The following is a 26,439-nucleotide window of genomic DNA, read 5'->3' as shown; positions in this document are numbered from 1 at the left end:
CTAGGCGGCGGCCTTCTTGGCCGCGGCGTAGGCCAGGTGCAGGAAGTCGGCGCCGGCGATCGCGCTCGCCACGCCCATGCCGAAGCGGGTCAGTCGCGGGGCGAACACGAGGCCGGCGCCGAGGCCCGACGCGACCCAGACCGCGGTGCAGAAGGGGCAGGTCAGCAGCTCGCCGAGGGCATGTTGGACGCCGTGGCCGCGGGGGCTCTCGTTGAGTTCCGCGGAGCCTGCGGCGCTCTCGAACTGGGTGACGGGTGCGCGCAGCGGGCTGGTGATCGTGTCCTTGGTGATGAGCCGGGACAGCTTGTGGGTGGACACGGCGAGCAGTGCCACGTCCGCCGCCGAGGGACGCTCCGGGAGCCCTTTTCCGGTGAGTTTGGCAACACCCGCGGCCGCGGCGACTGCGGCGCTGAAGACGGCCATGACCGTCGCGTACCCACGCAGCGGACGCTCATCGGGGGCCTTGCGCGCGTACGCGTCCGCGGCGCGAACATCGATGCCTGCCATAGGGGCCCGGCTACCCGAACCGTGCGACCGGCAAACCAGGTGATCGTCTCGGGTACGATGGGTCCGCAACGTCGACCCCCGCGCCGCGACCACCACCGTCAGCGCCGGGCAGGACGACCCCTCAGACGTTCGGAGACTTCATGGCGGTCCGCCGCCTCATCCCTTCCTCCTCGTCGGCGAGCTTCGCCGATCTCGGCGTGCCCGCGCCGCTCGTCGCGGTGCTCGCCGCCAACGGCGTGTCCGAGCCGTTCCCGATCCAGACGGCCACGCTGCCGGATGCGATCGCCGGCCGTGACGTGCTCGGTCGGGGCCGCACCGGCTCCGGCAAGACGTATGCGTTCGTGCTGCCGGTGCTGATCCGGCTCGCCGCGAGCCGGGCGCGCAACCCGCGCCGTCCCGGCCGGCCGCGGGCGCTGGTGCTGGTGCCGACCCGTGAGCTCGCGACGCAGGTCGAGGCCGCGATGTCCCCGCTCGCGCAGGCGCTGTCGCTGCGCACCCAGGTCGTGTTCGGTGGCGTCGGGGCCAACCCGCAGATCGCCGCCCTGCGTGCCGGTGTCGACGTGCTCGTCGCCTGCCCCGGCCGGCTCGACGACCACGTCCGGTCCGGTCACGCCCGCCTCGACGACATCGAGGTCACGGTCCTGGACGAGGCCGACCACATGGCCGACCTGGGCTTCCTGCCGGTGGTCCGCCGGCTGCTCGACGCGACGCCCACCGACGCGCAGCGGCTGCTGTTCTCCGCGACGCTCGACGCGGGTGTCGACGTGCTCGTCCGCCGGTATCTGACCGACCCGGTGACGCACAGTGTCGACCCGGTCTCCGCGCCGCCGGTCGACATGACCCACCACGTGCTGCACCTGCGGGACGAGGACCGCTTCCCCGTGCTGGTCGAGCTGACCGCGGCGCCTGGACGCACCGTCGTGTTCACGCGCACCAAGCGTGGCGCGAAGACGCTTGCCCGCAAGTTGGTCGCCGCTGGTGTACCGGCCGTCGAACTGCACGGCAACCTGGCGCAGAACGCGCGCGACCGGAACCTCACCGCGTTCTCCGACGGCAGCGCCCGCACGCTGGTCGCGACCGACATCGCCGCCCGCGGCATCCACGTCGACGACGTCGCGCTGGTCATCCACGCGGACCCGCCGGCGGAGCACAAGGCGTATCTGCACCGGTCGGGCCGCACCGCCCGGGCGGGCGCCAGCGGCACCGTGATCACGCTGATGACCGACAAGCAGACCGGCGACGTGCGGCAGCTGGCCCGCGAGGCCGGGATCAAGCCGACGATCACCCGGACGCGGCCCGGCGACTCGCTGCTGACGGAGCTCGCCCCCGGCCAGCGCACGTTCCACGAGCCGCCCGCCGAGCCGGTGGCGGTCCCCCGCCAGCAGGGCCGCGGCCGGGCCAGGGCCGCCGACGACGACACCGACGCCCCGCGCACTGCAGGACGCCGCTCCGGCCGCCGTCGCGGCGCCGGCGCGAGCGCGGAGCACGCCACGAGCGCCGGCGGCCGCGGTACACCGGCGGCACAGGAAAACACGAACCGCCGGAGCACCGCGGCGTCGACCGGAGGCACCCGCGGCACCACGGCGACGGGCGGCACCCGGGGCGCCACGGCGGGTGCGGGCACCCGCGGCACCGCGGCGGCGACCGGGGAAGCCCGGAGCATCCGCGGCGGCCAGCAGGCGAGCACCAGGCGCGCCGCGGACCAGGGCACCACGAGGCGCGCCGCCGATCAGGGCGCGGCACGCCAGACCACGAGCGAAACCGGTGAGGCCGGCGGTGGTGGACGCCGTCACGGGCGCCGGCCGTCCAACCAGCGGGAAGGTCAGCGTCAGTCGTCCACGGCGACCGGCGCCGGGACCACCGGCGGGGGCACGGCGAAGGCGACCGGCACGGCGTCCACCGCCAGGCCGGCCGGCGTGGCATCGACCGGCAGACCGGCCGGCGCCGCGGCGTTCTCATCACAGACCAGGGTCGGCCGCCGCAGCGGACGCTGACAAAGCAGACGCTGACGCAGACAAAGCCGACACTGACAGCAGCGGGTGGGATCGCTCACCGATCCCACCCAGTCGCGTAACAGAGCGTCAGGCCGGCAGACCCCACCGGACCAGCTGGGCCTGCCGCAGCTGCGCCGCCGGGTCGTGGGTGGCGTCGATCGCCCGTGCCCGCTGGTCCAGCCGGCGAAGGGTCACCGAAGAGGCCCATCCGGGATCAGACGTGCACCGCGAGCCGGGTGTCGCCGCGCATGCGATCCGGCCGGCCGGATCGCAGCACCACGAAAGCGCTCAGGAGACGGCCGGCGCCGCCGACGTTGCAGGGCATGGCACGTGCCCGCACCGAGTCCGCCCGGCAGATCGCCGACCTGCTCAAGACCGCCCGTGCGGCGCTCGGGCTGAGCCTGGCGTTCATGACCCGGCTGGACGAGACGACCCAGCACCTGGAGGTCGTGGAGTCGGCGCTGCCGATGCTGTTCCGCGACGGCACGAAGCGCCCCCGGGCCGGCTCGTTCTGCCAGTCCATCATGGACGGCAAGCTGCCTGCGGTGATCCCGGACGTCACGAAGTTCCCGGAGGCGATGCGGCTGCCCGCGGCGAGGATGCCGCGCATCCGCAGCTACGTGTCGGTGCCGGTGGTGCTCAGCGACGGCACCGTCTACGGCACGTTCTGCGCCGCCGGGCTCGGTGCGGACAAGGAGCTCAGCCGGCGCGACAAGGCGCTGATGGAGGTGCTGTCGCAGGCCGCCGCGCTGATCGTCGAGCCGGACTTCCGCCGGCGGGAGCTGCACGCGGAGATCGGCGACCGGATCGGGCCGGTCATCGACGCCGGCGGGCCGCACGTCGTGCTGCAGCCGATCGTCGACGTGGCGACCGGCCGGCGGATCGGGGCGGAGGCGCTGAGCCGGTTCCCGAAGGAGTGGGACCGCGGCCCGGACGCCTGCTTCGCCGAGGCGCACGAGATCGGCGTCGGCGACCGCCTGGAGATCCTCGCCCTGCGGAAGGCGGCGGAGCATCTGCCGCGCGTCGGCGGGTACATCGCCATGAACATCTCACCGTCGACGCTGCTCACCGAAGCATGCCTGGATCTGCTGGGCGGCCTGCCGCTGGACCGGATCGTGCTGGAGCTGTCGGAGCACCAGCAGGTCGAGGACTACGACCGGCTGAAGGGGGTCCTCGCCCCGCTGCGCGGCGGCGGGATGCGGCTGGCGATCGACGACGTCGGTGCCGGGTTCTCCTCGCTGCGGCACATCGTGCTGACCCAGCCGGACGTCATCAAGCTGGACCGCAGCATCGTCACCGGCGTCGGGGCCGACCACGTGCTGCGCGTCCTCACGAGGTCGCTCGTCGACCTGGCCGAGGCGTGCGGTGCCACGGTCGTCGCGGAGGGGGTGGAGACCGAGGCCGACCGGCTCGCGCTCGCCGACCTCGGTGTCCATCACGGTCAGGGCTGGTTCTTCGGGCGCCCTGGTGCCCCGTCGGCGCTGCGGCCAAGTTACGAGCTGAGGCAGCCGATCCTGGACGCGCCGATGGCCACGTCGTCGAACCACAGGGTGTCGTCGCCGACGCCGTAGCTCTCCCAGCCCAGCCGCAGGTCGGTCACCCGCGGCTGCCACACCTTCGACATCCACTGCTGGTCGATGTCGGGGGTCGCCACCCCGTCGGCCTGCAGGCCCGGCACGGCGGCGCCGTTGAGCCACGTCGAGAGCAGCCCGCGGCCGTCCACCATGAACTCCACGCAGTTCCACTGCCCGGTCGGCAGCGGACGGCTCTGCGCGACACCGGCCGGGCTCTGCGCCGGCAGGGTCGCGTCGTCGGACTCACGGTTCCACTGCAGGGCGCTGTTCTGCCCGCCGAGGCGCAGGTCCTTGCCGTCCGCGTTGTCCTTCAGCGCCGCGAACGCGACGTGCGCCACGGGCAGGGCCGTCGAGTGACGGACGTACATCCGCGCGTACCAGACGGAACCCAGACCACTGAGGTCCTTGGTGGGCTTCACGTAGACGTGGTTGCAGTAGCCCGCCTTGCCGTCGACGCGGACCGACTTCGTGCCGCTGTGCGTGACGGCGGTGTCCACCGTGGCCGTTCCCGTGCCTGAGCAGTTGGCGTTGGAGACCGTCCACGCACCGGACACGCCGCCGCTGGTCTGGCTCTCGAAGCCGTCGCAGAACGCCGCGCCGGTGCAGCCCGCGGGCGGCGGGCCAGAAGACGTGCCGGCGGACGGCGAAACCGAAGCCGATGCCGATGCCGATGCAGGAGGCGGCGTCTGCCCGTTGGCAGCGCAGGAGAGCTGCGGCGTCATGGCCGTGCCGTTGGCCAGGAGGCCGAACGTGGTGCTGCCGCCCGGCGGGACGGTGCCGTTCCAGGTCGCGTTGACCGCGCTGACCGCGGCGCCGCTCTGGGTCAGGACCGCGTTCCAGCCCTGGCTCACCTGCTGCCCGCCGGGCCAGGTCCACCCGACACGCCAGCCGTTGACCGCGGCGGTGCCGGAGTTGGCCACCTTGACCTCGGCCTGGAAGCCGCCCTGCCAGCTGTTGGTGATCTGGTACGTGGCGGTGCAGCCCGCGTTCCCGGTGGGCGGCTTCGGGCTGGCCGACGAAGAGGCCGAGGCCGAGGTGGACGCGGAAGGCGAGGCCGACGTGGACGGGCCGGGACCGGTGGTGCCGACGCCGGTCACCTCGCCGTGCCCGCCGTCGAACGTGACGTCGGAGCAGCCGTAGAACGTCTCGGTGCTGTCCGACCGGGACCACACCGAGTAGATGATGTGCCGGCCCGACTTGTTCGACGGCAGCCTGCCGCTCCAGTAGTAGTGCCCGTCGTTGGTGCCGGGCGAGCCGACCTGCGCCGGGTTCGTCACCTGGAGGAACGGCGTGGACTCCAGATCCGACCAGCCGAACTGCCGGGTCGGGTCGAAGCCGTCCCTGGTGACGTACAACGAGAACGTGCCCGGGTGCGCAGCCCAGTTACTGTAGTCGAACTCCATTGTGGAGCCTGACGTGAGGTGGGTCAGCGGCCAGTCGGACCGGTTCAGGTCGAAGCCGGAGAAGTCGTAGACGGTCGCGCCGCCGCTGCAGAGCTTCCCGTCCGGGATGAAGCCGGACGTCCGGCCGGCACCGTCGGAGCGCAGCATCGCGAACCAGTTGTAGAGCGAGTTCGGCCCGCTCTGCGCGACGGCGGCGGCGCACGCCGGGTTCTTCGGCTGGATCGCCCCGGTGGCGTTCAGGCCGTCCTTCCAGCACAGATACGTCCGGCTGCCCGGCACCATCATCGCGCCGTGCGCGGCCGCCGGGTCCGCCGCGATGACCACCGTGCCCGCGCCGACGGTCGCCGCCACGAGCCACAGCGCCAGTCTTCGTCGTCGATTCATGGAACCTCTCTCCCCAAAGGCATTCACTGCCCTGGATTGCACGGGGTGTGACCGTCCCCTGGCAACGAACCGGCGACCGGACGGTGCATCGACGCTGGAGGGCCGTGAAACATTCACCGAATGGTCGGATATTTCGATACTTCAGGTGAACCGCTCGCGCGGGACACGTGCGACCCTCGATGCTTACCGCCATGTCGAGCACTGGACCGGCAGCGGTCCTCGAAGCGGCGGAGCTCTGCGCTGCCGCAGGCGATCACGCCGATGCCGCCCACCTGCTGGCCGACGCCCTGGTCACGGGCCCCGCAGACGCCGACCTGCTGCGCGCGCTCGCCGAGGCGCAGTCCGCGATCGGCTGGGACGGCTGCGCGCTCGCCCTGCTCGCCGAGGCTCACCGCACCGCCCCCGACGACGAGGCGGTGATCACCGCCCGTAACGCCTCGCTGCGGGAGCACGGCCGCTTCGTCGAGGCGCTCGCCGTGCTCGGCACGACCCCGCACCGGGCCCTGCGCGCCGGCACGTACGCGGACATGGGCCTGCCCGTCCTCGCCGTCGAGACCGACCCGACCGGCCGCCGCGGCCTGTGGTGGCGCACCGGCGGCCCCGTCGCGGCCCTGCGCGCGCGTCGGCGCCGCGACGAGGACGAGATCCTCACCGGCCTGGTCGAGGCGGCCGGCCCCGCCACCCGGACCCCGGTCGACATGCCGGCACTGCTCACCCGGATCGTCAACGGCACCGACCAGGACCGCGACGCGATCGCCGCCTGCCGCGCCTCGGTGGAGCACATGGACGCCGGCCGCCCCGCCGAGGCCGCCACCGTCCTCGCCGACGCGCTGCGCCGCGACTCCACCCATCCGCTGCTGCTGCGCCGGGCCGCCCGGGTCGCCGAGCAGCTCGACCGTCTCGCTCCGGCTCTGGCGCTGTACCGGCGGATCACCGTCGACCCGAGCCCGGTCGCCGCACTGGTCCGGCAGGGCACGCTGCTGATCCGGATGCACCGTCTGCCCGAGGCGGTCCGGTTCGTCGAAGGCCTCCCTGCGGAGACCGCCCGCGCCCTTCCCCTGCGCCGCATCGTGGCGACGGCCCACGACGCCGCCGGGCGGCCGGACCCGCAGACGATGGCCGCCTGGCCTCCACTGCCCGTCGAGGACCTGCTCGGCCCGCTCGCGACCGGGCCAGCCGCGGACCTCATGGACGCCACCGCCAGCGCGGCCGACACCCTGCACCGCGCCCGTCGCGCCGACGAGCAAGGCGACGAGCAGGCCGCGGTCGACGTCCTCACCGCGGCCACCGGCGACGGGGATCCGCAGATCCTCAAGGAGCTGTGGGGCCGGTTGTCCCGGGCCGGCCGGGAGGAGGAGGCCCTCGTCCGGGCCGGCGAGCTGGCCGCGACGGACCCGAACGACGTCGACGGGGTCACCGAGCGGATCATGACACTGCACTGGCTGGGCCGCACGAGGGAGGCGCTCGACCTCATCGCGGCGCAGCCGGCGGCCGTCCGCGCCGCGCCCTGCGTCCGGGAACCGCGGTCGTACCTCTACGAACGGCACCGGCTCCCGGTGCTCGCGCTGGACGCGATCGGCGCGGGCCCGACTGCGTCCGCCTGGCAGCGCGGCCGGCGCCGGCTGCTCTGGTGGGCCACCGGCGGTCCACTGTGGATGATCCGGCGGCGGATGCGTGACGCCGACCGTGCAGCACTGGCGTCCTGGCAGGCCGACGCGCTGCCACTGCTGTCCACACTGGACGCCACCGTCCCGTCGGCCACCGCGGCCATGCGGGCGGTCGTCGACCGTCAGGTGCTCGACCGGACGACGCGAACCCTGTACTGGAGACGCGTCACTGTCGTCGCCGTCGCGGCGGTGCCGCTGATCGCCGGTCTCTCGCTCATCGCGGCCGGCCCCGCGGCGTCGGCGGTCGCCGGCCACATCCCGGTGATCGTCCTGCTCATCGTCGCCGCCCAGGTCCTCGCCGCCGTCCTCGGCCGGGTCGCGCGGGCCTGGGCGATCCGGCGGTCGAGGCGGGCCGAGCCGCGGGCTGTCGCGCTCACCGAGACCCTCGCCCTCCTCGGCGAGCTGCAGCAGGTCGGGCGGCGCAACGAGCTGCGGTGGCGGCGGTTCTGGCTGGAGCGGCTGGAGCGGATCGCGTCCGCGGTCGAGCACGACCTGCCCGCGGTGTTCGGCCTCGTCGACGCCGACACGCACCGGCGGCTCGCCGAGGGCGGGCAGGGGGCGGCACGGGCGGTGCGGCAGTTGAAGTTCCTGGTCGCCGCGCCCTCGTCGGCCGACGCGTGGCGGCGGGTGGAGGAGGTGCTGCGGCACAACGCGGGGGCCCTCGCCACCGGGGAGCTGGGTCGGTTGCGGCGGGCCGCGGCGGTCGCGGTGCCGGCGCCGCTGCGGCGCAGCCGCCGTGCGGTCGCGGTGGCGATCCTGCGCATGGCGCTGTTCGCGGGGCTGCCGCTGGTCGCCGTGTACATGGCGCAGCCGTGGCTCAAGTTCTCCGGGACGGTGCACGACTGGGCGAAGGTGGTCGGGCTGGCGTGGGCGCTGCTGTACGTGCTGCTGCACCTCGACCCGACGCTGCGGGAGAAGCTCGGCACCGTCCTGGCCGCCCTCAGCCCCGGTGAGCAGCGACCCGACGCGGTGGCACGTATCCGGGATTCGGGCAGGTCAGCGGCTCCGTAATGTTCTGTGCATCGCAAGGAACAACCACACACACCGCGAACCACACACATACAAGGGGCCATGACATGAGCGAGTACGGCGAGATCGAGACCGGCCAGGAGCACGCCGAGGTCGAGCAGCTGCAGCAGGTCGACGCGAGCGAGCAGGACTACCAGTCGCAGTTCGGCGTGTACGAGCAGGACCACGCCTCGGCCGAGTCCACCAGCTTCGACCAGGGCCGCCACGTCGAGTACACGGACCCGAGCGGCGCGCACTACGAGGAGACGGAGTTCACCTCGTACGACCACTCCGCCGCCGAGACGGACCACGTCTTCGCCGCCGAGGGCTCCGAGTCCGCCAGCTCCAGCGAGTTCCACCAGCTCGACACGCTGCGCGCGCAGCTGGACTCGGCGTTCGCCCAGGCGACCGTCGTCCAGGACGGCCCGGCGATCGCCGCCTCATAGACGAACAGCGCAATCCCTGCAGCGGTGCCGGTCAGCCTGAGAATACGGCGGGCCGGCACTGACTCGTGCGCGACCTTTCGTAAGCCGACGGGCGGGCCTCCACGTGGAGACCCGCCCGTTTTGGAGCAGCGGTCAGACGTTGTACGGGATCCGCAGCGTCGACTGGTTGCCGTTGGCGGCGGAGGCGTCGATGCGGACCGTGGTGGCCGCGTTGCCGATCGCGTTCCAGACCTCCAGGCGGACACAGCCGTTGCTCATCGCACCGAGGCTGCCGGTCGAGGAGGACAGGCCGACCGCAGACGTGTACGCCTCAGTCCCCGGCACCGGGTCGGTGGCGAAGTACCGGTAGGTCTCCACCCGCTCGTAGCTGCCGTTGTTGGTGAGGTCGTACGACACCCGGGCCTGGATGCCCTGCCCGACGGTGCTCCCGGCGTCGACGTGCAGCGTGAACGCCGTCGCCGCGCCGTTGGTGCTGCCGGTGATGCCGCACTTGGTGTAGATGACCGGGTTGTGCGGCGTGCCGTCGTAGTTGCCGTTGGCGGCGCTGACCGACTGGGTGCCCGCGGCCGTCCCGGCGGCCGTGTTGAGCGCCGGCCCGCTGCGCAGGTAGAACAGGTTCGACCCGACCGGGGGCTGCGACGACGGCGGCGGCGAGGAGGGCGGCTGCGACGACGGCGGTTGCGACGTCGGGGGCTGTGACGTCGGCGGGTTGCTGGTCCCGCCGCCGCCGACCCAGGTGTACGCGCCGGTCGTGGCGGTCTTGCCGGCGGGCACGGTCAGCGTCCGGCCGTCGGAGAACGTCACGGTGAGCGGCGAGCCGGTCAGGTTCGACGCCACGTAGGTCTTCGCGCCGTTCTTGGTGAACACCGCGTAGAGCGGCGTGTTCGCCGTGACGGACGTGTCGACCTGGCCGAGCGCGGCGAGGTTGCGCAGCCAGTGGAACGTGTGCGCCTTGCTCTCGCCCTCCTCCGGGGTGTAGCCGGTGTTGGCCCGGAAGTTCGCCAGGGCGGTGTCGCCGTTGCCGAGGGCCTGGAAGGACCACAGGACGTCCTGCCAGACGGTCGGCGGGCCGCCGTTGTTGGTGACCATCTCGTTCCAGTTGACGCTGTTGTAGGCCGGCTTGTAGCCCATGTACAGCGAGCCGCCGGTGATCGGCAGCATGTTGATGCCCTGGATCATCTCCGGCTCGGCGGAGAACCAGGTGGCGTACGCGCCGCCGTCGCCCCAGACCATGCCGACCGTGTTGTGCGCGAACGTGGCCGGGAAGTTCTGGTTGGACGAGTCGAACCAGTACTCCTGGATCGCCTGCGCCTGGGTGGTGTAGATGTACAGGCCGGCGTCGCGGATCGCGGTGTTGCCGGTCGCCTGGCCCCACTGGATGAGGGCGTTGGCGAAGTTCATGCCCTCCGACGAGGACTCCTGGTTGTTGCCGGCGCCGAAGGCACCGTGGCCGGAGGCCCAGTCGTGACCGGCGTAGATGTCGAAGTCCCGCAGGAACGGGAACATCGCGTCGTTGCGGTCGGGGTTGTTGGCGTCGCGGATGAGCAGGTTGACCATGCTGCCGTAGGCGTTGCTGGCGGCCCAGGCGGGGTCGAACTTCGCCAGGGTCGCGGCCGCGGCGATGTAGTAGCCGTAGTGGAAGTGGTGGTCGTTGAGCTCGCTGTCGGAGCCGTACGAGGCCGGGTAGCCGATCAGGGTGCCCCAGTTGGCGTCGTAGACGAACAGCCGGGTCGCCTCACCGGGGCTGGCGGTGAACCAGTTGGTGAGCCGGGTCCGGATCGCGGCCAGCAGCGCGTCGCGCTGCGCGGTGCGGCCGAGCTGGTCGGCGATCTCGGCCAGGCGCGCGGCGCGGCCGACGCCCTTGCCGGTCCAGTAGGTGTCGTCGCCGAAACCTGCCAGGGGGTCGCCGGTGGCGGCCTGGTCGAGGTAACCGCCGAGCGTGGCCAGGTCGGCCCCGCTGCTGTCGGCGACCGCGGGGATCTCCGGCAGTACACCCTGATACTTCGTGCCGGTGGTGAACGACGAGACGCCGGTGAGGCTCTTCATCGGCCCCCGCGCCGAGACGTAGGTCTGCGCGATCGGGGTGGCGCCGGTGAGGTTCTTCCACTGGTGCGGGTAGAGCGACACGACGGTGCCGCTGCCGCTGCCCTCGCGGGCCGTGGTGGTGAAGGCGTAGGTCGCGTTGACCGTGCTGGTGCCGGCGTTGTACGCCCAGCTGACGTTGGTGCCGGTCACGTGGTTGTGCGCGTAAGTGCCGTACGTGTTGGCCAGGGCGGTCCGGTCGGCGGCGGGCGTGGACGGCGTCGTCGGCAGCAGCGCCACCGAGTAGTAGTCCTTGCCGGCCAGCGTCGAGGTGATGTTGTTGCCGCTGACGGTCCAGGTGGCCCCGGTCGGGGCGTAGGCGACGTAGTCGTGGCCGCGGACGGTGAAGCCGATCCGGGCGCCGCTGTTGCTCCACACCGCCGGCGCGCCGCCGAACGTCAGCTGGGCGTTGCCGCCGCTGGTGCGGGCGTAGACGAACGGCAGGCCGTGGCCGATGGTGGCGCGCAGGGTGCGGGCGCCGTCGGACCAGTAGGGCGTCACCGTCCAGTCGGTCCAGCCGTCGACCTTGGTGTCCGGGGAGTTGAGGCCCGAGACGCCGAGGGTGAACTCCGTCGTGTACGGGTAGTGGTACTCCCCCACGCCGGTGGCGGTGCCGGAGATGGCGGCCTCGGTCGTGTAGCTGACGCCGAGCCCGTTGTTGGCCGGCTTGAACGCCATCGGGTGCGCGTTGAGCGGCTCGGAGTAGCTGCAGTCGAACTTCTTGAACAGCAGCGAGGACCACCAGTCGTTGGTGGGCACCGCGCCGGTCGGGGCGTTGGCGGTGACCCACTGCCGGGGGTTGGTGCCGATCGATCCGCAGCCGGCCGGCGGGGCCTGACCTGCGGGGCGGGTGGTGGCGTAGCTACCGGAGCCGAGCGTTGCCGCGTCGGCGCTCTGCAGGGCGAGGAAGGTGACCGCGGTGCTGACGAGCGCGAGCGCGGCGGCACCGGCGAACCAGGGTCGGCCTCGGGTAAGGCGCATCGGGTAGGACTCCGATCAGAAGTGGGCGGCTTCTTGGGTCCCTGGTGATTTTGGGCAACGCCTCTGACCATTGTCAATGGTCAACTTCAGAGAGCGCTCTCAAGTATCGCTGTGAGCTGGGGTTTTATTCTGAGAGCGCTTCCCGCCAGTGGACCAGCGCGAGGTGCACGGCGGCGACGGCGCGGCGCCAGGAGACCTCGACGTCGCGCGGGTCGTTGAAGCCGCCACGGCGCTCCAGGTCCACGAAGCCGTGCAGCGTGCTGCGCAGGAGCCGGACCGCGTCGGTGGCGTCGGGCTCCGCCAGGCCGTAGCCGCGCAGCATCCCGTACGTGAGATCGACCCCGCGGTGCGATCCGGCCGCCTCGACGGGCTCCTGCATCGCCGCGTAACGCCCCGGATGCGCCCTGGCGTAGCCGCGGTAGGCGTCGGCGAACGCGACGAGGGCGTCCCGGCCGGCCCGCCCCGCGACCGCCGGCCCGAGCAGGTCGGCGAACTCCGTGGCGGCCAGGAGCGCGATGCGCTGCCGCAGGTCCCGCAGCCCCCGCACGTGCGAGTAGAGGCTGGCGTCCTTGACCCCGAAGTGCCGCGCGACCGCCGACACGGTCACGCCGGCCAGGCCGACCTCGTCGGCGAGGTCCGCGGCGGCCCGGGTGACGAGGTCGGCCGTGAGTCCCACACGTTTCACCCTAGCCACAATAGTCATTTGCCTAGGGTCATTAGGCGTCGGTACCGTCGGCGGCGTGAGACCACTGAGCGAGCCCGACATCCGCGCGTCCTTCGTCAACTGCTCCAAGGGCGAGGCGAAACGCATCGCGCTCCCCCGCGACCTTGCCGAACGGCCGTGGCCCGACCTCGACTTCCTCGGCTGGCGCGACCCCGGCACCCTGGACCGCGCCTATCTCGTGGCACCCGCCGGCGACGAGCTCGTGGGCATCACGCTGCGCATCGCGACGCAGCAGCGCGGCTTCCTGCACCGCAACATGTGCTCGCTGTGCCTGACGACCCATCCCGGCACCGGCGTCTCGCTGATGACCGGCCGCCGCGCGGGCGAGGCCGGACGGCGCGGTGACTCCGTCGGCTCCTACATCTGCACGGATCTGGCCTGCTCGCTGTACGTGCGCGGGCTGCGCACCCCGGACGCCGGCGGCGGCCCGAGAGAGACGCTGAGCGTGCAGGAGAAGGTCGAGCGGACCCGCGGCAAGCTGGCGGCCTTCCTCGCCCGGATCGTGTAGGCCGCGTCAGCGGCCCTCGCTGGTGCCGATGACGGTGCCCCGCGCGTCCTTGGCGACGCCGGTGACGTTCGCGGTGTCCTGGGCAGCGACCCCGGCGATCCAGGCGATGCGCAGTTGCGGGTGGGCGCTCCAGCGGACGGAGCCGTGGCCGGTCGACGTGGGTGCCGTCAGGGTGACCTCGGTGGCCGGGCCGACGTAGGTGAGCAGGACGACCTTCGTGCCGCCGGGCTGGTCGAACTCCTGGCGGCCGCCGTAGAACCCGATGTCGAACGGCGGGCGGGCGTAGCGGCCCAGGCCGCGCAGCTCGGTGGGTGCGCCGGCCCCGTGGACGCTGCCGGCGAGGAGGCTGGTGCCGCGGTCGTCGCCGCTGAACCACAGCACGAGCTTGCCGCCGTCGGCGAGGATGACGCCGGTCGGCATCAGGTCGCCGATCTGCACGGAGGTGTCGGCGATGACGAGCTGGCCGTCGGTGCGCTGGACGTAGCCGCCGGTCGCGACGACGGTGCCGGCGGCGTCGCGGGCGGTGAAGGCGAGGTCGGGGCTGGGCCCGCCGACGGCGCCGGTCGGCCCGACCGCGATCCCGGCGCGCCGGGCCCAGAACACCGTCGCCCCGGGCAGGCCGGGCAGCTCGGTGCTGGTCGCGTCGACGCGCTGCCCGTCGGCGGTGACCTCGACGCGGAGGCCGGCGCCGCGGACCACGCCGTAGTCGACGATGCCGCCGTGGCGGTCCTCGAACTCCCCGATCACGGAGAACTGGCCGGGCTCCGGCGTCATGAGGCCGAGCTCCAGCCGGCGGAACTGCCCCGTCGCGGCGTTGTAGAAGCCGGCGGGCACGCCGTTCATGTCGTCGCCGGTGGCGGCGATGAAGAACTCCTCGTCCGGGCCGTAGGCGATGCCGGTCCGTACGGCCTCGGAGAGGTCGGGCACCGGCAGGGGCGTCATGACGGGCGCGACGTTCGACGGCGGCGGCGGGAGGGGGGACGGCCCGCCCGGCCCCGCGGAGAGGACCGTCATCGTCGCGCCGATCGGCACCAGTACACCTGCGGCGAACGCGAACAGTCCCGCGAAACGCCGCCGCCGGGCCCGCTGCCGCACCTGCGCGAACGTCACCCCGGGCGCGAGGTCGGCGGTCTCGTCCCGCATCGCCCGGCGGAGCTCCTCGATGCTGCGCATCACCGCGCCTCCTTCGTCTCGTACGCCGGGTCGAGGCGGGGGTCGATCCGCAGCTTCTGCAGTGCCCGGGCGTTGGTGCTCTTGACCGTGCCGACGGCGACGCCGAGCTCGTCGGCGGTCTGCTGCTCGGTGAGGTCCAGGTAGTAGCGGCAGACGACGACGGCGCGTTCCCGCCGGGTCAGCCGTTGCAGGGCCTGCGCGACGCTCTCCCGGGCGGCGATCCCGTCCGCCGGGTCCCGCTCGGCCCGGCGGACGGGATCCGGCACGTCGGCCATGGGCCGCTCCCGCAGGAAGCGCCGGCGCCACCAGTCGTTGTGCAGGTTCACCAGGATCCGCCGGGCGTAGCCGTAGGCGTCGCCGCCCTCGATGCGCGACCAGGCGGTGTAGGTGCGCACCAGCGCCTGCTGGGTCAGCTCCTCGGCCTGTGCCGCGTCCCCCGCGAGCAGGTACGCCACGCGGTACAGCCGGGCCGCGCCGGCGTGCATGAAGCTGACGAACTGTTCGTCGCCGTTCTCGGGCATGCTCTCCATACTCGCCAGCGGGCGGAAAGGTTCTACCCTTCCGGGAGCGTGAAGGAGAACGTGGCGCCGCGGCCCGGCTCGCTCTGCGCCCACACCCGGCCGCCGTGCCGGTCGACGATGCGCTGCACGGTGGTCAGTCCGATGCCCGTGCCGGGGAAGTCGCTGCTGGAGTGCAGCCTGCCGAACGGGCGGAAGAGCTGGTCGGCGCGGTCGGCGGGGAACCCGGCGCCGTTGTCGCGGACGTAGAACGCCTGCGGCGAGCAGCCGATCTCGATCCGCGCCCGCAGGGTCCGGCCGGTGAACTTCCACGCGTTGCCGACGAGGTTCATCAGGACCGCGCGGACCAGCTCACCGTCGCAGGAGGCCCGCATCCTGGGCTGGATGCCGACCTCCACGTCGCGCTCCGGGTCGCGCTGGCGCAGCTCCTCCACGACGTCGACGGCGACCGCCGACAGGTCCACGTCGCTGCGCTGGATCTGGCCCCGGTTGGCGCCGGCCAGCTGCAGCAGCGCGTCGATGAGCGCGTTCATCCGCAGGGCCGCCTTGTGGATGCGCAGCGCCAGGTCGCCGGGCTCGTTGCCGGTCTGCTCCTCCATCAGCAGCTCGCTGAAGCTGAGGATCGTCTGCAGCGGCGAGCGCAGGTCGTGCGAGACGGAGCCGCTGAACGCCTCCAGCTCCCGGTTGCGCCACTCGAGCTCCTCGACGAGCTCGGCGCGGGTCTCGGCGACCTGCCGGGCGGCGCGCTCCTCGGCGGCCTCCAGCTCGCGGCGCACGAGCTCGTCACGGATCCGCCGGTTCTGCTCGTGCAGCTGCTGCCGGCGGATGTGGGCACGGATGTGCGCGCGCAGCGTGCTCACCCCGTCGTCGCGGCGCACGTAGTCGTCGGCGCCGGCGGCGAGGCAGTCCAGCAGCAGGTCGCCGCCGCCGAGCCCGATGACCGGCATGTCCCGCAGGCCCGGCACCGACCGGATGCGGGAGCACAGCTCGAGGCCGCCGGTGTCGTCGACGGCCAGCACGACGCAGCCGGCGGGCTGCACGGCGAGCATCGCGAGGGCGTCGTCGGCGTCGGGCGCGGCGACCGGCTCGTAGCCCTCCTCCCGCAGCTGTTCCGCGGCCCGGTCCAGGAATCCCCGGTCGGGGTCGACGAGGAGCACCTTGACCTGACCGTGGAACGGGCCGGCGGGCGGCAGCGGGGTGGCGGTGCTCTTGCGCAGCACCGCGGCGAGCTTCGCCAGGACCACCGCGAGGTTCTCCTGCTTGCGCACGAACGCGTCCGCGCCGGCGTCGAGGATCTGCAGCTCGGTCGCGTAGTCGTCGGAGGCGGTCAGCAGCAGGCACGGCACGTTGCGCAGGGTCGCGTCGAGCCGGACCCGGCGGATGACGGTCGCGCCGTCGATGCCGGGCAGGACCCCGTCGACGACGATCGCGCTGGGCGGGCGGGCCGCGGCGACCCGCAGCCCCTCCTCGCCGCTGACCGCGAGCAGGACCTCGTAGCCGGCGTCGGAGAGCAGGTCCCGCAGCTCCTCGCGGAACGTGAGGCTGTCGTCGATGACCAGCACCGAGCGTTCGGCGGGCGCGTCGGCGCCGCGCTGCAGCAGCTCCCGGCTGCGGGCGACGACGGCGTGCGCGTCGTAGGGCTTGCCGACGTAGTCGTCGGCGCCGTGCCGCAGCCCGCGCAGCCGGTCGCTGACCTCCGCCTCGCTGGACAGCAGCAGCGCGATCACCCCGGCGTGGCGGGGGTGGGCGCGCAGCCCGCGCAGCAGCTCGACCCCGTCGGCGTCGGGCAGCAGCACGTCGAAGAGCGCGACGTCGAACTGTTCGGCGTCGAACGCGGCGAGCGCGTCGGCGCCGGTCGCGCACAGCACCGTGCGGAAGCCGCCCTCCTCGAAGGCCTCGTGGAGGTCCATCCGGACGGTCAGGCTGTCGTCGACGATCAGGACCGTGTTCGCCATCCGACCTTCTCCGTCAGGCTCGCCGCGATCTGGTCCGGTGGCAGGATCTCCACCGCCGCGTTCAGGGCCACGGCCTCCTTCGGCATCCCGTAGACGACGCAGCTGCCCTGGTCCTGCGCGTACGTGTGGGCGCCGGCGCGGCGCATGGCGAGCAGGCCCTCGGCGCCGTCGCGGCCCATACCGGTCAGCAGGACGCCGGTGGCGCCGTTGCCGACCTCCGCGGCGATCGACTCGAACAGTGCGTCGACCGACGGCCGGCACGAGTGCCGGGGCGGGCCGGAGCTCAGGTACAGGTGCCCGCCGCGGACGGTCAGGTGCCGGTCCGGCGGTGCCATCACGACCTGCCCGGCGATCGACTGGAGGCTCTCCCCGCCGCGGGCGTAGCGCACCGTGTGACCCGTCTGTTCGGCGAGCCAGCCGGTGAACGCCTGCGCGAAGTTCTCGTTGGCGGCGAGGTGCTGCACGTACAGCAGCGGCACCGTGAAGCTCTGGGGGACGCCGCGCAGCAACGTGACGATGGCACCGGGCCCGCCCGTCGAGGCGCCGATCGCGACCAGTCGTCTCGGGATCTGGTGGGTCCGGGCGGCGCCCCGGACCGCGGTGGCGGCGGCGCCGGCCGGGCGGTGCCGGGTCACCACCCGGATCCGGGAGACGACCTTGACCGCGGTGCGCAGCCGCGCGCCCCACGAGTCGTCGGAGGCGTCGCCGCGCGGCTTCTCCAGCACGTCGACCGCGCCCGCGGCGAGCGCGTCGTAGGTGGTGAACAGCTCCTGGCGGGACGTGGAGCTCACGACGAGGATCGGCGTCGGCTGGCTCGACATGATCCGCTCGGTGGCGACGAGGCCGCTCATGACCGGCAGGACCACGTCCATGGTGATGACGTCCGGTCGCAGCCGCCGGCACAGGTCGACGGCCTGGGCGCCGTCGACGGCCTCGCCGACGATGTCGAAGCCGTGCCGAGCCGTGAGCGCCTCGCGCAGGCACTGCCGTACCGTCGCGGAATCCTCCACCACCAGGACCTTGATCACGGGGCGCCCACCAGCTCCCGGATGTGACCGAGGAGCTCCTCCTGGTTGAACTCCGACTTCACCATGTAGGCGCTGGCACCGGCGTCGGCGCCACGACGGCGGTCCTCCGCCGACGACCGTGAGCTGACGAGGATCGCGGGCGTCTCGCGCAGCACCGGGTCCTCGCGGGTCAGCGCGACGAACGTGAACCCGTCGATGCCCGGCATGTCGATGTCGACGAGGAACAGCGCGTAGCGGCGCACCTTGGCCCGCTCCAGGGCCTCCTCGGCGGAGGCGGCGAGCTCGACCTCGTAGCCCGCGGACTCGAGGATGCTGCGCTCCAGCATCCTGGTGGTGAGCGAGTCGTCGACGACGAGGATCGGGTCCCGGCCCGTCCCGGTGCTGGGCTCGCCGGTCACCGGGTCCGCGGCGGGCACCTTCCCGGCGGCCGCCGCGGCGAGGCCGTGCGGGTCCAGCACGATCCGCGGGTTGCCCTCCGCGTCGATGGACAGGCCGTTGATGACCGCGCTGGCCGGGGCGAGCTCCGGCAGCGGCCGCACGACGAGGGCCGACGTGCCCAGCAGGCGGTCGACGCCGACGGCCACGACGCGGTCGCCGGCGGTGAGGATCACCGCGACGGCGCCGGCCGTCGGTTGCTGCGCCGCGGGGACCAGCACCGTCGCCAGGGGCAGGAACGCGATGACGTGCCCGTCGTGCGCCATCGCGCCGGCCGCGGCGGCCGCGGTGACCTCGACGGCGCCGAGCAGGACGCAGGTGCGAACGGCGTCCAGGGGCAGCGACACCAGGGTCCCCGCGGCCTCGACGACGAGCCCCGACAGCGACACCAGCGACAGGGGGACCACCAGCTCGACGGTCGTGCCGCGGCCCGGCTCGGTGCTGACGTTGACCTCGCCGCCGAGCTGCTCGGCGACGTCGCGGACCGCGTCGAGGCCGATGCCGCGGCCGGAGATGCCGGTGACCTCGCCGGCGGTGCTGATCCCGCCGTGCATGAGCAGGCGCATCAGCTCCCGGACGTCGGGCTCGGCACCGTCGGGGACGAGGCCTCTCGCCTCGGCCTGCTCGCGCACCGCGCCGAGGTCGAAGCCGCGGCCGTCGTCGCGGCACCGGAAGGCGGCGTTCGTGCCGCGCCGGTGGACCTCCACGGCGACGTGCCCGGCGGCGGGCTTGCCGGCGGCGAGCCGCTCCCGCTCGCTCTCGACCCCGTGCGACACGGCGTTGCGGACCACGTGCAGCAGCGCGCCCGACGCGAGGCTCAGCACGTGCGGGTCGAGGCGCAGGTCGCCGCCGCGGCTGTCGAAGACGACCTTCTTGCCCTCGCTGCCGGCGGCGTCGTACGCGGCGCGGTGCAGCGTGGTGAGGACCGTGGCGACCGGCACCAGGCGGAGCCGTTCGGCGCGGCCGCGGATGTCGTCGAGCTCGCGTTCGACCTGCTCGACGGTCTCGGTGAGCTGCCGGCCCAGCGCGGTGAGGTCGGCGGCGAGGCGGGTCGCCATCGCGCCGGTGCGGCCGTCGGCGCCGTCGGACTGCGCGGCGCGGATCCGCAGCTGCTCGGTGATCGCCTCGGCCGCCCGGCGGGCCCGCTCCACGGTCGCGACCTGCCGGCGCAGCGGGGCGAACCGGGCGTGTGCCTCGCCGACGGCGTCGAGCAGCTCGTCGATGTCGGCGCTGTCGCTGCGGACGGGTGCCGCTATTTCAGTCGGCTTTTCTACCGTTTTTTCTGGTTCGGTCGATTTCTGCAACGCGCCGGCCAGGGCAGTCATCCGGTCGGTCAGGGTCAGCAGGGCGCCGACGGTCTCCGGTGGCACCGGCTCGGCGCCGTCCCGGTATGGGACCAGCAGCTCCTCCAGGGTGTGCGCGGCGTCGGCGATGTCGGTCTGCCGGACCACCCTGGCGGCGCCCTTGAGCGTGTGCGCGTGCCGCAGCAGCCGGGCCACGGGCTCGCGGTCCGCGCCGTCGCGGGTCAGGTCGAGGACGCCCTGGGCTAGCTGGTCGACCAGCTCGCCGGCCTCGATCCTGAAGTACCGCAGCGGATCCTTGGCCACCGCGGGCGCCGGGGCGCTCAATGCCGCTCGGACGCGGCGGCGACCAGCCTGAGCAGCTCGTTGGAGAGCCCGGCGAGGTGGGTCGCGGTCTGCCTGGTCTGCACGGCGCTGGACTCGCTCTCCTGGGTGACCCGGGCGGTGTCGGTGACGGCGACGTTGACCTGCTCGACCGCGGTCGTCTGCTGCTTGGTGGACAGCTCGATCTCCCGCGCCGACTCGGTGGTCGTCGCGACGAGGTCGGCGATCTGCTGGAACGACGCGGTGACGGCGCCGAACTGCCGGGTGCCGGCGTCGACGGCCTTCGCACCGGTCTCGGTGGCCATCACGGTGGTGTTCACCGCGCCGCGCACGTCGTCGATGAGCGCCCTGATCTCCTTGGCGGATCCGGCGGTACGGTCGGCGAGCTTGCGGATCTCGTCGGCGACGACGGCGAAGCGGCGGCCCCACTCCCCCGCCCCGGACGCCTCGATCGTCGCGTTGATGGCCAGGATGTTGGTCTGCTCGGCGAGCTCGGACACCAGGTCGACGACGCCGCCGATCTGCTGGCTGCGCTGACCGAGCTCCAGCATGTGCTGCACGATCAGGTCGACCTGGCGGCGGATCGCGGTGATCGACTCGCGGGCCTGCTCGATGGTCGCGTCGCCGGAGTGCGCCGCGACCGCGGTCTCCTCGGCGATCTTCGCCACCCGCTGCGAGCCCTCGGAGATCTGCCGCGACGTGATCAGCAGCTCCTCGATCGTCGTGTTGATCTCGCTCATCGCGGTCGCCTGCTCGCGGGCTCCGGTCGCCTGCTGGCTGGCGGCGGCCTCCAGCTGCGCCGACGAGCTCTGGATGTGCCCGACCGCGCCGGCGACCTGCCGGGCCAGCGCCCGGATCAGCAGCATCGCGATGACCACGCCGAGCAGCACCGCGAGGGCGGCGATGACGATCACCGCGACGGTCGCGGTCCGCGCCGTGTCCGAGGAGCCGTCACGCTTCACCGTCAGGTCCTGGCGCAGCAGCGTGGCGACCTCCTCGATGTGCTCGTTGAGCGTCTCCCGCTGCGGCACCACCGTTGCCTCGAACGCGCCGGCGATCCGCTGCGAGGAGATGGCCGGGTCCTTGCGCGTCGCCATGACCGCCTCCAGGGCCGTCTGGTGCGACTGCTCGGCCTGGACGGCGGCGTCGAGCAGGTCCCGCTCGCGCTGCGACGTCGCGATCCCGCGGAGCCGCTGGACCGTCTGGGTGAACTCGGCGCGGGCCGCGGTGATCTGGTTCTGGAACGTCTCGTCGCCGGTCAGCAGGTACCCGCGGGAGGCGCTGCTCTTCTCCTCGACCGCGACCCGCAGCTGCTGCGCCTCGACGAGCCCCTGGACGCCGACGTCGATCACGTCGTCCTTGCCGGCGACCACGGCGTTGAGCGCGCCGATGGTGACGCCGCCGGTGAGCAGGGTCAGCAGCACGACGACCGCGAAACCCGCGGCGAGCCGGCGGCCGAACGTCCATTCTCGCTTCATCGTTCCCCGTTTCCTGCTGTTTTCCCTGCCCGGCCCGTCAGCGCTTCGATGGCGGCGCGGACGGCGGGCACGTCGACGATGGGGCGGGCGCCGCCCTCCAGCGGCACGATGCCGCGCAGGCAGCCGCGCGGGCCGTGGCCCGTGGACTCCTCGACGATGAGCTCCCCCGGCACGCGCAGGTGGCCGTCGAGCTCCTCGAAGGCGAGGGCGACCAGCGGCTCACCGGCGGCGAGGACCAGCCAGCGGGCGGCCTTCGACCCTTTCTCCGCCGGCCCTGCCGCCGGATGCCCGAAGACGGCGGCGAGGTCGTAGACGGGCACGATCGAGCCCCGGAAGCTGGCGACGCCGAGCAGCGACGGCAGCGGTCCCGGCAGCCGCGTCACCGGACGGTCCGGGAAGAGGCCGGCGGCCTGCGTGAGGCGCAGCGCGTACCGGTGGCCGCCGACCCTGATGGCGAGGAGGTCGTCGAAGCCCGCGACCTGCTCGCGGTGCGGGTCGGCGAACGAGCTGTCGAACGAGTCGCGCAGCTCCGCCAGGCGCTGCCGCATGTCCCCGACGTCGTGCCACTGTGCGGTTTCGCCGCCTCGATGGGTTTCGCCGGCTCGATGGGTTTCGCCGGCTCGATGGGTTTCGCCGGCTCGATGGGTTTCGTCGGTTCCGTAGGTTTCGTCGGTTCCGTCGGTCCACCCGGCGCTTTCGCCGCGCTCCTTGTGCCGGCGGTCGCTTTCGCCGCGTTCGTTGTGCCGGGGGTCGCTTTCGCCGCGCCACCGGTCGCTGTCCAGGGCGGCGTGCCGGGCGGTGGTCATCGGGCGGCGGCCAGTTCGGCGTGGCAGAGCGCGATCAGGGCGCCGCGGCCGAAGCCGCCGCCGAACAGCAGGATGCGCTCGTCGCTCTCGTGCCGCAGCAGGGCCACGGCGCGGTCGAGTTCGCGTTCGGCGGTCCGCAGGTCGCCGCGGCGGCGGGCGAGCAGCCCCAGCCGCAGGCGGGGCATCGCGAACGCGGCGTCGAGGTGCGCGGCCATCCGGTGGTGCTCCTGCGCCGCGCTCTTGTCGCCGTCGCCCTCGCGGCACTCGGCGAGCAGGTGGTGGGCGTCGGGGTTGAGCGCGTCACGGTCCAGCAGCCGGTTGCACAGGGCCGCGGCCCGGCCGGTGTGCCCGAGGTGGGCCAGGACGGCGCCGCGCACGAGCATCACGTCGGGGCGGTCCGCCTCGGCGGTGTCGATGGCGTCGAGCACGGCGAGCGCGTCCTTGAAGCGCTCCTCCTGCACCAGTTGCAGCGCCCGGTCCCGCTCCCGGCCCAGGTTCGACCGGACCGGCCTGGCGGGCGCGGTCTTCCTGACCGGTGCGGGGAGCGTCTCCGGCTTCGGGGTGGCGGCCGTCTTCCGGTAGTAGAACGTGCCGTGGGAGTGCTGCACCGTCAGCGCGGTCGGCCGGCTGCCGAGCGAGTCGGTGTGCCCCAGGAACAGGTAGCCGCCGGGTGAGAGCGCCCGCGTGATCCGGGCGACCGCGGCCGCGACCGTCGCCGGCGTCAGGTACATCAGCAGGTTCCGGCAGAAGATGACGTCGTACGTGTCGGGGGCGAACAGCAGCGGGTCGTCGTTGGCGATGTTGTACTCCAGGAACCGCACCCGCCCGCGGAGCCGCTCGTCGATGTCGACGCCCTCGGCGACGGTCTGGAACCAGCGCTGCTGCGCGGGGGCCGGGGTCTCGCGCAGCGACCAGCGGGAGTACCGCCCGGCGGCGGCGACCCGCAGCGCGGCCCGGTTGACGTCGAGGCCGACGATCGACACGTCCCAGGACGGCTCGACGCGCTCGGCGGCGACCATCGCCAGGGTGTAGGCCTCCTCGCCCGTGGAGCAGCCGACCGACACCAGCCGTAGTCTGCGCTCCGCGGCCCGGGCGCGGATCCGCTCCGGCAGCGCCAGGTCGGCCAGGACGTTGAACTGCTCGATGTTGCGGAAGAAGTACGTCTCGTTGATGGTCACCGCCTCCGCCAGCGCGGCGAGCTCGTTGTTCCAGGCGGTGCCGAGGCGGTCGAGGTACCCGCGGCCGGTCAGGCCGTGTTGCGTCGCTCGTACCCGCAGCACCTCGGCGAGCTGAGGATCGCGTTTGTCGTCGAAGGTCATGCCGAGGCGCCGCGACAGCAGCTCGCGCAGGCGGACGACGTCATCGCTACGCGCCAACGGACACCGCCGGCCACTCGGCGTCCGACATCAGCCCGTCGCCGCGCAGGAACAGCAGCGGCCTGGAGTCCAGGACGCCGACGGCCGCCACGAGCCTGGTCGCGGCCGAGGCGAGCATCGGCGGTGGTGGGCGGCTGTCGTCCGGTTCGACGGGCAGGACGCCGACGACGGGCCCGGTGGCGTACGCGAGCGGACCCCGCCCGGTGCGCGTCGTCACGAACCGGTAGGGCCGCTCCACCCGCGCGCCGAGCAGTCTCGCCGTGTCCACGACGGGCACCGGGAGGCCGCGGATGACGCTGACCCCGAGCAGGACGTCGGCGCTGCCCGCCAAGGGCTGCACCGGCAGCGGCCGGATCGTCTCCACCACGTCGCGCAGGGCCAGGGCACACAACAGGTCGCCGACGCCGAAGACCAGCGACAGTCCCGGCGGCGCTTCTGTGACAGCTGTGATCGCCACGTGATCATGATATGTGGCATTGGTCGGTTTTTTACTACTATCGGATGAGCCTGGCTTCCTCGGGCGGCCGTTTCTGTCGTACCCCTCGGATAGCTTGCCGGGTATGGATGTGACCGCACCTGTCGCCCGCCTCGCCGCCGCCGCGGCCTTCATGCTCCGCCTGCTGACCGGCCGGTCCCTCCAGCCGTCACACGCGGGCGCCCTGCTGCGCGCCGATGACGCAGGCCTGCACCTCACCGCCACCGACGGCGAGGTCACCGTGCACCTGCACGCCCCGGCGACCGTCCATGCCTCCGGCGAGGTCGTCGTGCCGCGCCGCTCGCTCGCCGACACGCTGACCGCCCTCGACGCGGCCGACGTCCGCCTCACCGTGCAGGGCGGCCGCCTCGCCATCCGCGTGCCGGGCGCCAGGTTCGCCCTGCCCAGCCTCCCCGACGCCGCCCCGCCCAGCTTCGCCCTGCCGCCGGCGCTCGGCTCGGTCAGCGGCGAGGACCTGCGCACCGCGGCGGTCCCCGTGGCCGGCGCCGCGTCCCGCGAGCACGCCCTGCCGATGTTCACCGGCGTCCGCCTCCGCACCCACGACGCCGTGCTGACCCTGCTCGCCACGGACCGCTTCCGCCTCGCCAGCGCCTCCCTCCCGTGGCACCGCGCCACGGACGCCGGGCAGGCGGACGGCGCCCCGGTCGAGGCCCTCGTGCCGGCGGCCGTCCTGACCCGCGCCGCGCAGCAGCTGGGCCGCGTCCCGATGGTCCACGTCCATGCGGGCGACGACCTGTTCGCCCTGTCCTGGGACGGCGGCAGCATCACCACCGCCACCATCGGCGGCGGCTATCCGGACACCCAGCTCTCCCGCCTGCTCGACGTCACTCCCGCCTGCACCGTCGAGGTCGACGCCGACACCCTCGCCCAGGCGGTCGACCGCGCCGCCGCATATGGCGGCCCCCACGGTCGCGTCACCCTCCAGACCATCGACGGCGCCCTCCTCGTCCGCGCCGACGACCCCCTCACCGGCGAGTCCGAGCAGACCGTCAAGGCCACCGTCGACGGCGGCCACACCGTCCGTTCCTTCCAGGCCCGCCTGCTGACCGACGCCCTGCGCGCCTTCCCCCACCACTGCGTGCAGCTCCGGATCCAGGAGGGCATGCGCGCGACCGCCTTCACCGCCCCCTTGCCCACCGCCACCCTCGACTACCTGGTCGTCCCCCTCCGCACTCCACCCACCTCCTGAATGACCGATTCCTCACTCGGCTGGTGAGGCGAGGCGGGTTGATCAGGACGCGGAGGAAGGGTGTCGATGGCCGGTTTGTGACGACCGACCTCGATACCCTTCTGACCGCACTGCCCGTCTTCCTCGATGCTCATGTGATTCCTACCGGCACCGCGGGGTGGGACGCCCGAAACGGCTGTCCGACGCGGAGCCTGCTCTGCCTGGCCGCGGCCCAGGTCCTCATAGGCCACCCGTCCCAGCGCCGCGGTTCCGGCCGCGGTTCCGGCCGCGGTTTGCCACAGCCGCCTCGGGCACCTGTTCCCGCCGTCTGGTGTGGGCCGCGCCGGGCGCGGACAAGGCAGCCCTGGCCGGGTTCTTCGCCCGGCTCGGACCCGAACGCTGCGCCGCATCACGCACGTCTCCGCCGACGCCGCCGGCTGGATCCGCCAGTTTTCTCGACCACCATCAACTCACCGCCGGGATCGTTCTCATCGGCGACAAAGGCATTGCCGGCAACGACTTCCACCGCCACCTCACCGGCATCAGCATCACGTTCCTGCGCCCAGACCGCCGCGACGAGTCCCACCGGCACGGCAACCTGGCACCCATCCGGACGCGCATCGAGTCGATAAGGGCCAGCTCTCCCTCGAACAGCACGGCGGGCGAACACCGATCACAGCGTTCGCCCGCATCGCCCAACGCATCCTCGCCCTCGCCGCAGCCATTGACACCGACGCCGGAACGCGGCGGATCGACGTCGAGTTCGAGGGATGGAATGCGCCCGAACTCCACTCCTCGATCATCGACAGCGACACAGGGCCGATCCTCCGCGGCATCCACCAGGTGCCGAGACCAGAACGCGGTGGATTACTGGTGTCCTGACCCCAGCGATCGACCGGGTTGGTCAGTGCGGCCCGGTGGGGTCAGGGGGCCGTGGCCGGCATCGTGGAGGTGGTCGGCGAGGTGTTCGCGAGGATCCGCGGCACGGACGATGGCATCACGCCTGCCGGGCGGCGGTGTCGATGCCGGGCATGGCGGGCAGCTGGGCGTGCATCGCGTCGAGGATGTGCGACGGCGGGGTTCCGGAGGCGGGGACCGTCCGC

18 protein-coding genes and 3 pseudogenes are annotated in these 26,439 nt (G+C 73.1%); 6 read left to right on the top strand and 15 right to left on the bottom strand.

The window, feature by feature from the left end:
• Nucleotides 1–507, bottom strand: a complete 507-nt coding sequence (locus tag ABZS58_RS07110; RefSeq protein WP_354778482.1) for a DUF1360 domain-containing protein — start codon at nt 505–507, stop codon at nt 1–3.
• Between the two features lie 140 nt (nt 508–647).
• Here ABZS58_RS07110 and ABZS58_RS07105 point away from each other — a divergent pair.
• Both ABZS58_RS07105 and ABZS58_RS07100 read left to right on the top strand, forming a co-directional pair.
• Nucleotides 648–1,844: pseudogene (locus ABZS58_RS07105) on the top strand (DEAD/DEAH box helicase); the annotation flags it as partial.
• Between the two features lie 980 nt (nt 1,845–2,824).
• Nucleotides 2,825–4,072, top strand: a complete 1,248-nt coding sequence (locus ABZS58_RS07100; RefSeq protein WP_354778480.1) for an EAL domain-containing protein — start codon at nt 2,825–2,827, stop codon at nt 4,070–4,072.
• Here ABZS58_RS07100 and ABZS58_RS07095 read toward each other — a convergent pair.
• Nucleotides 3,994–4,593: pseudogene (locus tag ABZS58_RS07095) on the bottom strand (cellulose-binding protein); the annotation flags it as partial. The gene ABZS58_RS07100 and the pseudogene ABZS58_RS07095 overlap by 79 nt on opposite strands.
• A gap of 174 nt (nt 4,594–4,767) precedes the next feature.
• Nucleotides 4,768–5,862 (bottom strand): annotated as a pseudogene (locus ABZS58_RS07090) (lytic polysaccharide monooxygenase); the annotation flags it as partial.
• A 191-nt stretch (nt 5,863–6,053) separates the two neighbouring features.
• On the opposite strand from ABZS58_RS07090, the gene ABZS58_RS07085 reads away from it, so the two are divergent.
• Nucleotides 6,054–8,540, top strand: coding sequence for a hypothetical protein (locus tag ABZS58_RS07085; RefSeq protein ID WP_354778478.1), 2,487 nt, complete (start codon nt 6,054–6,056; stop codon nt 8,538–8,540).
• 65 nt (nt 8,541–8,605) lie between these two features.
• Complete coding sequence (locus ABZS58_RS07080; RefSeq protein WP_354778476.1) at nt 8,606–8,983, top strand: hypothetical protein; 378 nt, start codon at nt 8,606–8,608, stop codon at nt 8,981–8,983.
• Nucleotides 8,984–9,115: 132 nt separating this feature from the next.
• Here ABZS58_RS07080 and ABZS58_RS07075 read toward each other — a convergent pair whose 3' ends face one another.
• Both ABZS58_RS07075 and ABZS58_RS07070 read right to left on the bottom strand, forming a co-directional pair.
• Nucleotides 9,116–12,046: a glycosyl hydrolase gene (locus ABZS58_RS07075; RefSeq protein WP_354778474.1), complete on the bottom strand. Its 2,931-nt coding sequence runs from the start codon at nt 12,044–12,046 to the stop codon at nt 9,116–9,118.
• A gap of 124 nt (nt 12,047–12,170) precedes the next feature.
• Entirely contained in the window at nt 12,171–12,731 is a 561-nt protein-coding gene (locus ABZS58_RS07070) for a WHG domain-containing protein (RefSeq protein WP_354778472.1), read from the bottom strand.
• Nucleotides 12,732–12,786: 55 nt separating this feature from the next.
• Here ABZS58_RS07070 and ABZS58_RS07065 point away from each other — a divergent pair, with 55 nt between their 5' ends.
• Nucleotides 12,787–13,278, top strand: coding sequence for an FBP domain-containing protein (locus ABZS58_RS07065; RefSeq protein WP_354778470.1), 492 nt, complete (start codon nt 12,787–12,789; stop codon nt 13,276–13,278).
• 6 nt (nt 13,279–13,284) lie between these two features.
• Here ABZS58_RS07065 and ABZS58_RS07060 read toward each other — a convergent pair whose 3' ends face one another.
• The 9 genes from ABZS58_RS07060 to ABZS58_RS07020 all read right to left on the bottom strand — a co-directional run bounded on the left by ABZS58_RS07060 (nt 13,285) and on the right by ABZS58_RS07020 (nt 24,129).
• A complete protein-coding gene (locus ABZS58_RS07060) occupies nt 13,285–14,454 on the bottom strand; it encodes a hypothetical protein (protein WP_354778468.1) in 1,170 nt (389 codons plus the stop codon).
• The gene (locus tag ABZS58_RS07055; protein ID WP_354778466.1) at nt 14,451–14,972 is read right to left on the bottom strand and encodes a SigE family RNA polymerase sigma factor; all 522 of its coding nucleotides are present in this window, start codon (nt 14,970–14,972) and stop codon (nt 14,451–14,453) included. Before ABZS58_RS07055 ends, ABZS58_RS07060 begins: the two co-directional genes overlap by 4 nt.
• 32 nt (nt 14,973–15,004) lie before the next feature.
• Nucleotides 15,005–16,924: a response regulator gene (locus ABZS58_RS07050; protein ID WP_354778464.1), complete on the bottom strand. Its 1,920-nt coding sequence runs from the start codon at nt 16,922–16,924 to the stop codon at nt 15,005–15,007.
• Nucleotides 16,906–17,952, bottom strand: coding sequence for a chemotaxis-specific protein-glutamate methyltransferase CheB (gene cheB / locus ABZS58_RS07045; RefSeq protein WP_354778462.1), 1,047 nt, complete (start codon nt 17,950–17,952; stop codon nt 16,906–16,908). Before cheB ends, ABZS58_RS07050 begins: the two co-directional genes overlap by 19 nt.
• A complete protein-coding gene (locus ABZS58_RS07040) occupies nt 17,949–20,015 on the bottom strand; it encodes a response regulator (RefSeq protein WP_354778460.1) in 2,067 nt (688 codons plus the stop codon). The genes cheB and ABZS58_RS07040 overlap by 4 nt, the downstream gene beginning before the upstream one ends.
• On the bottom strand, nt 20,012–21,490 hold the full coding sequence (locus ABZS58_RS07035; protein ID WP_354778458.1) for a methyl-accepting chemotaxis protein: 1,479 nt from the start codon (nt 21,488–21,490) through the stop codon (nt 20,012–20,014). Before ABZS58_RS07035 ends, ABZS58_RS07040 begins: the two co-directional genes overlap by 4 nt.
• Nucleotides 21,487–22,038, bottom strand: coding sequence for a chemotaxis protein CheW (locus tag ABZS58_RS07030; protein WP_354778456.1), 552 nt, complete (start codon nt 22,036–22,038; stop codon nt 21,487–21,489). The genes ABZS58_RS07035 and ABZS58_RS07030 overlap by 4 nt, the downstream gene beginning before the upstream one ends.
• Before the next feature lie 254 nt (nt 22,039–22,292).
• Complete coding sequence (locus ABZS58_RS07025) at nt 22,293–23,672, bottom strand: CheR family methyltransferase (RefSeq protein WP_354778454.1); 1,380 nt, start codon at nt 23,670–23,672, stop codon at nt 22,293–22,295.
• Complete coding sequence (locus tag ABZS58_RS07020; protein ID WP_354778452.1) at nt 23,662–24,129, bottom strand: chemotaxis protein CheW; 468 nt, start codon at nt 24,127–24,129, stop codon at nt 23,662–23,664. The genes ABZS58_RS07025 and ABZS58_RS07020 overlap by 11 nt, the downstream gene beginning before the upstream one ends.
• A gap of 103 nt (nt 24,130–24,232) precedes the next feature.
• Here ABZS58_RS07020 and ABZS58_RS07015 point away from each other — a divergent pair, with 103 nt between their 5' ends.
• Nucleotides 24,233–25,357: a DNA polymerase III subunit beta gene (locus ABZS58_RS07015; RefSeq protein ID WP_354778450.1), complete on the top strand. Its 1,125-nt coding sequence runs from the start codon at nt 24,233–24,235 to the stop codon at nt 25,355–25,357.
• Between the two features lie 388 nt (nt 25,358–25,745).
• On the opposite strand, the gene ABZS58_RS07010 is transcribed toward ABZS58_RS07015, so the two are convergent.
• On the bottom strand, nt 25,746–25,922 hold the full coding sequence (locus ABZS58_RS07010; RefSeq protein ID WP_354778600.1) for a hypothetical protein: 177 nt from the start codon (nt 25,920–25,922) through the stop codon (nt 25,746–25,748).
• Between the last annotated feature and the right edge of the window lie 517 nt (nt 25,923–26,439).

It is taken from the genome of Dactylosporangium sp. NPDC005555, from assembly GCF_040605635.1.
Lineage (GTDB): Bacteria > Actinomycetota > Actinomycetes > Mycobacteriales > Micromonosporaceae > Dactylosporangium.
The sequence above is the reverse complement of the archived record's forward strand: the minus strand, read 5'-3'. Positions and strand labels throughout refer to the sequence as shown.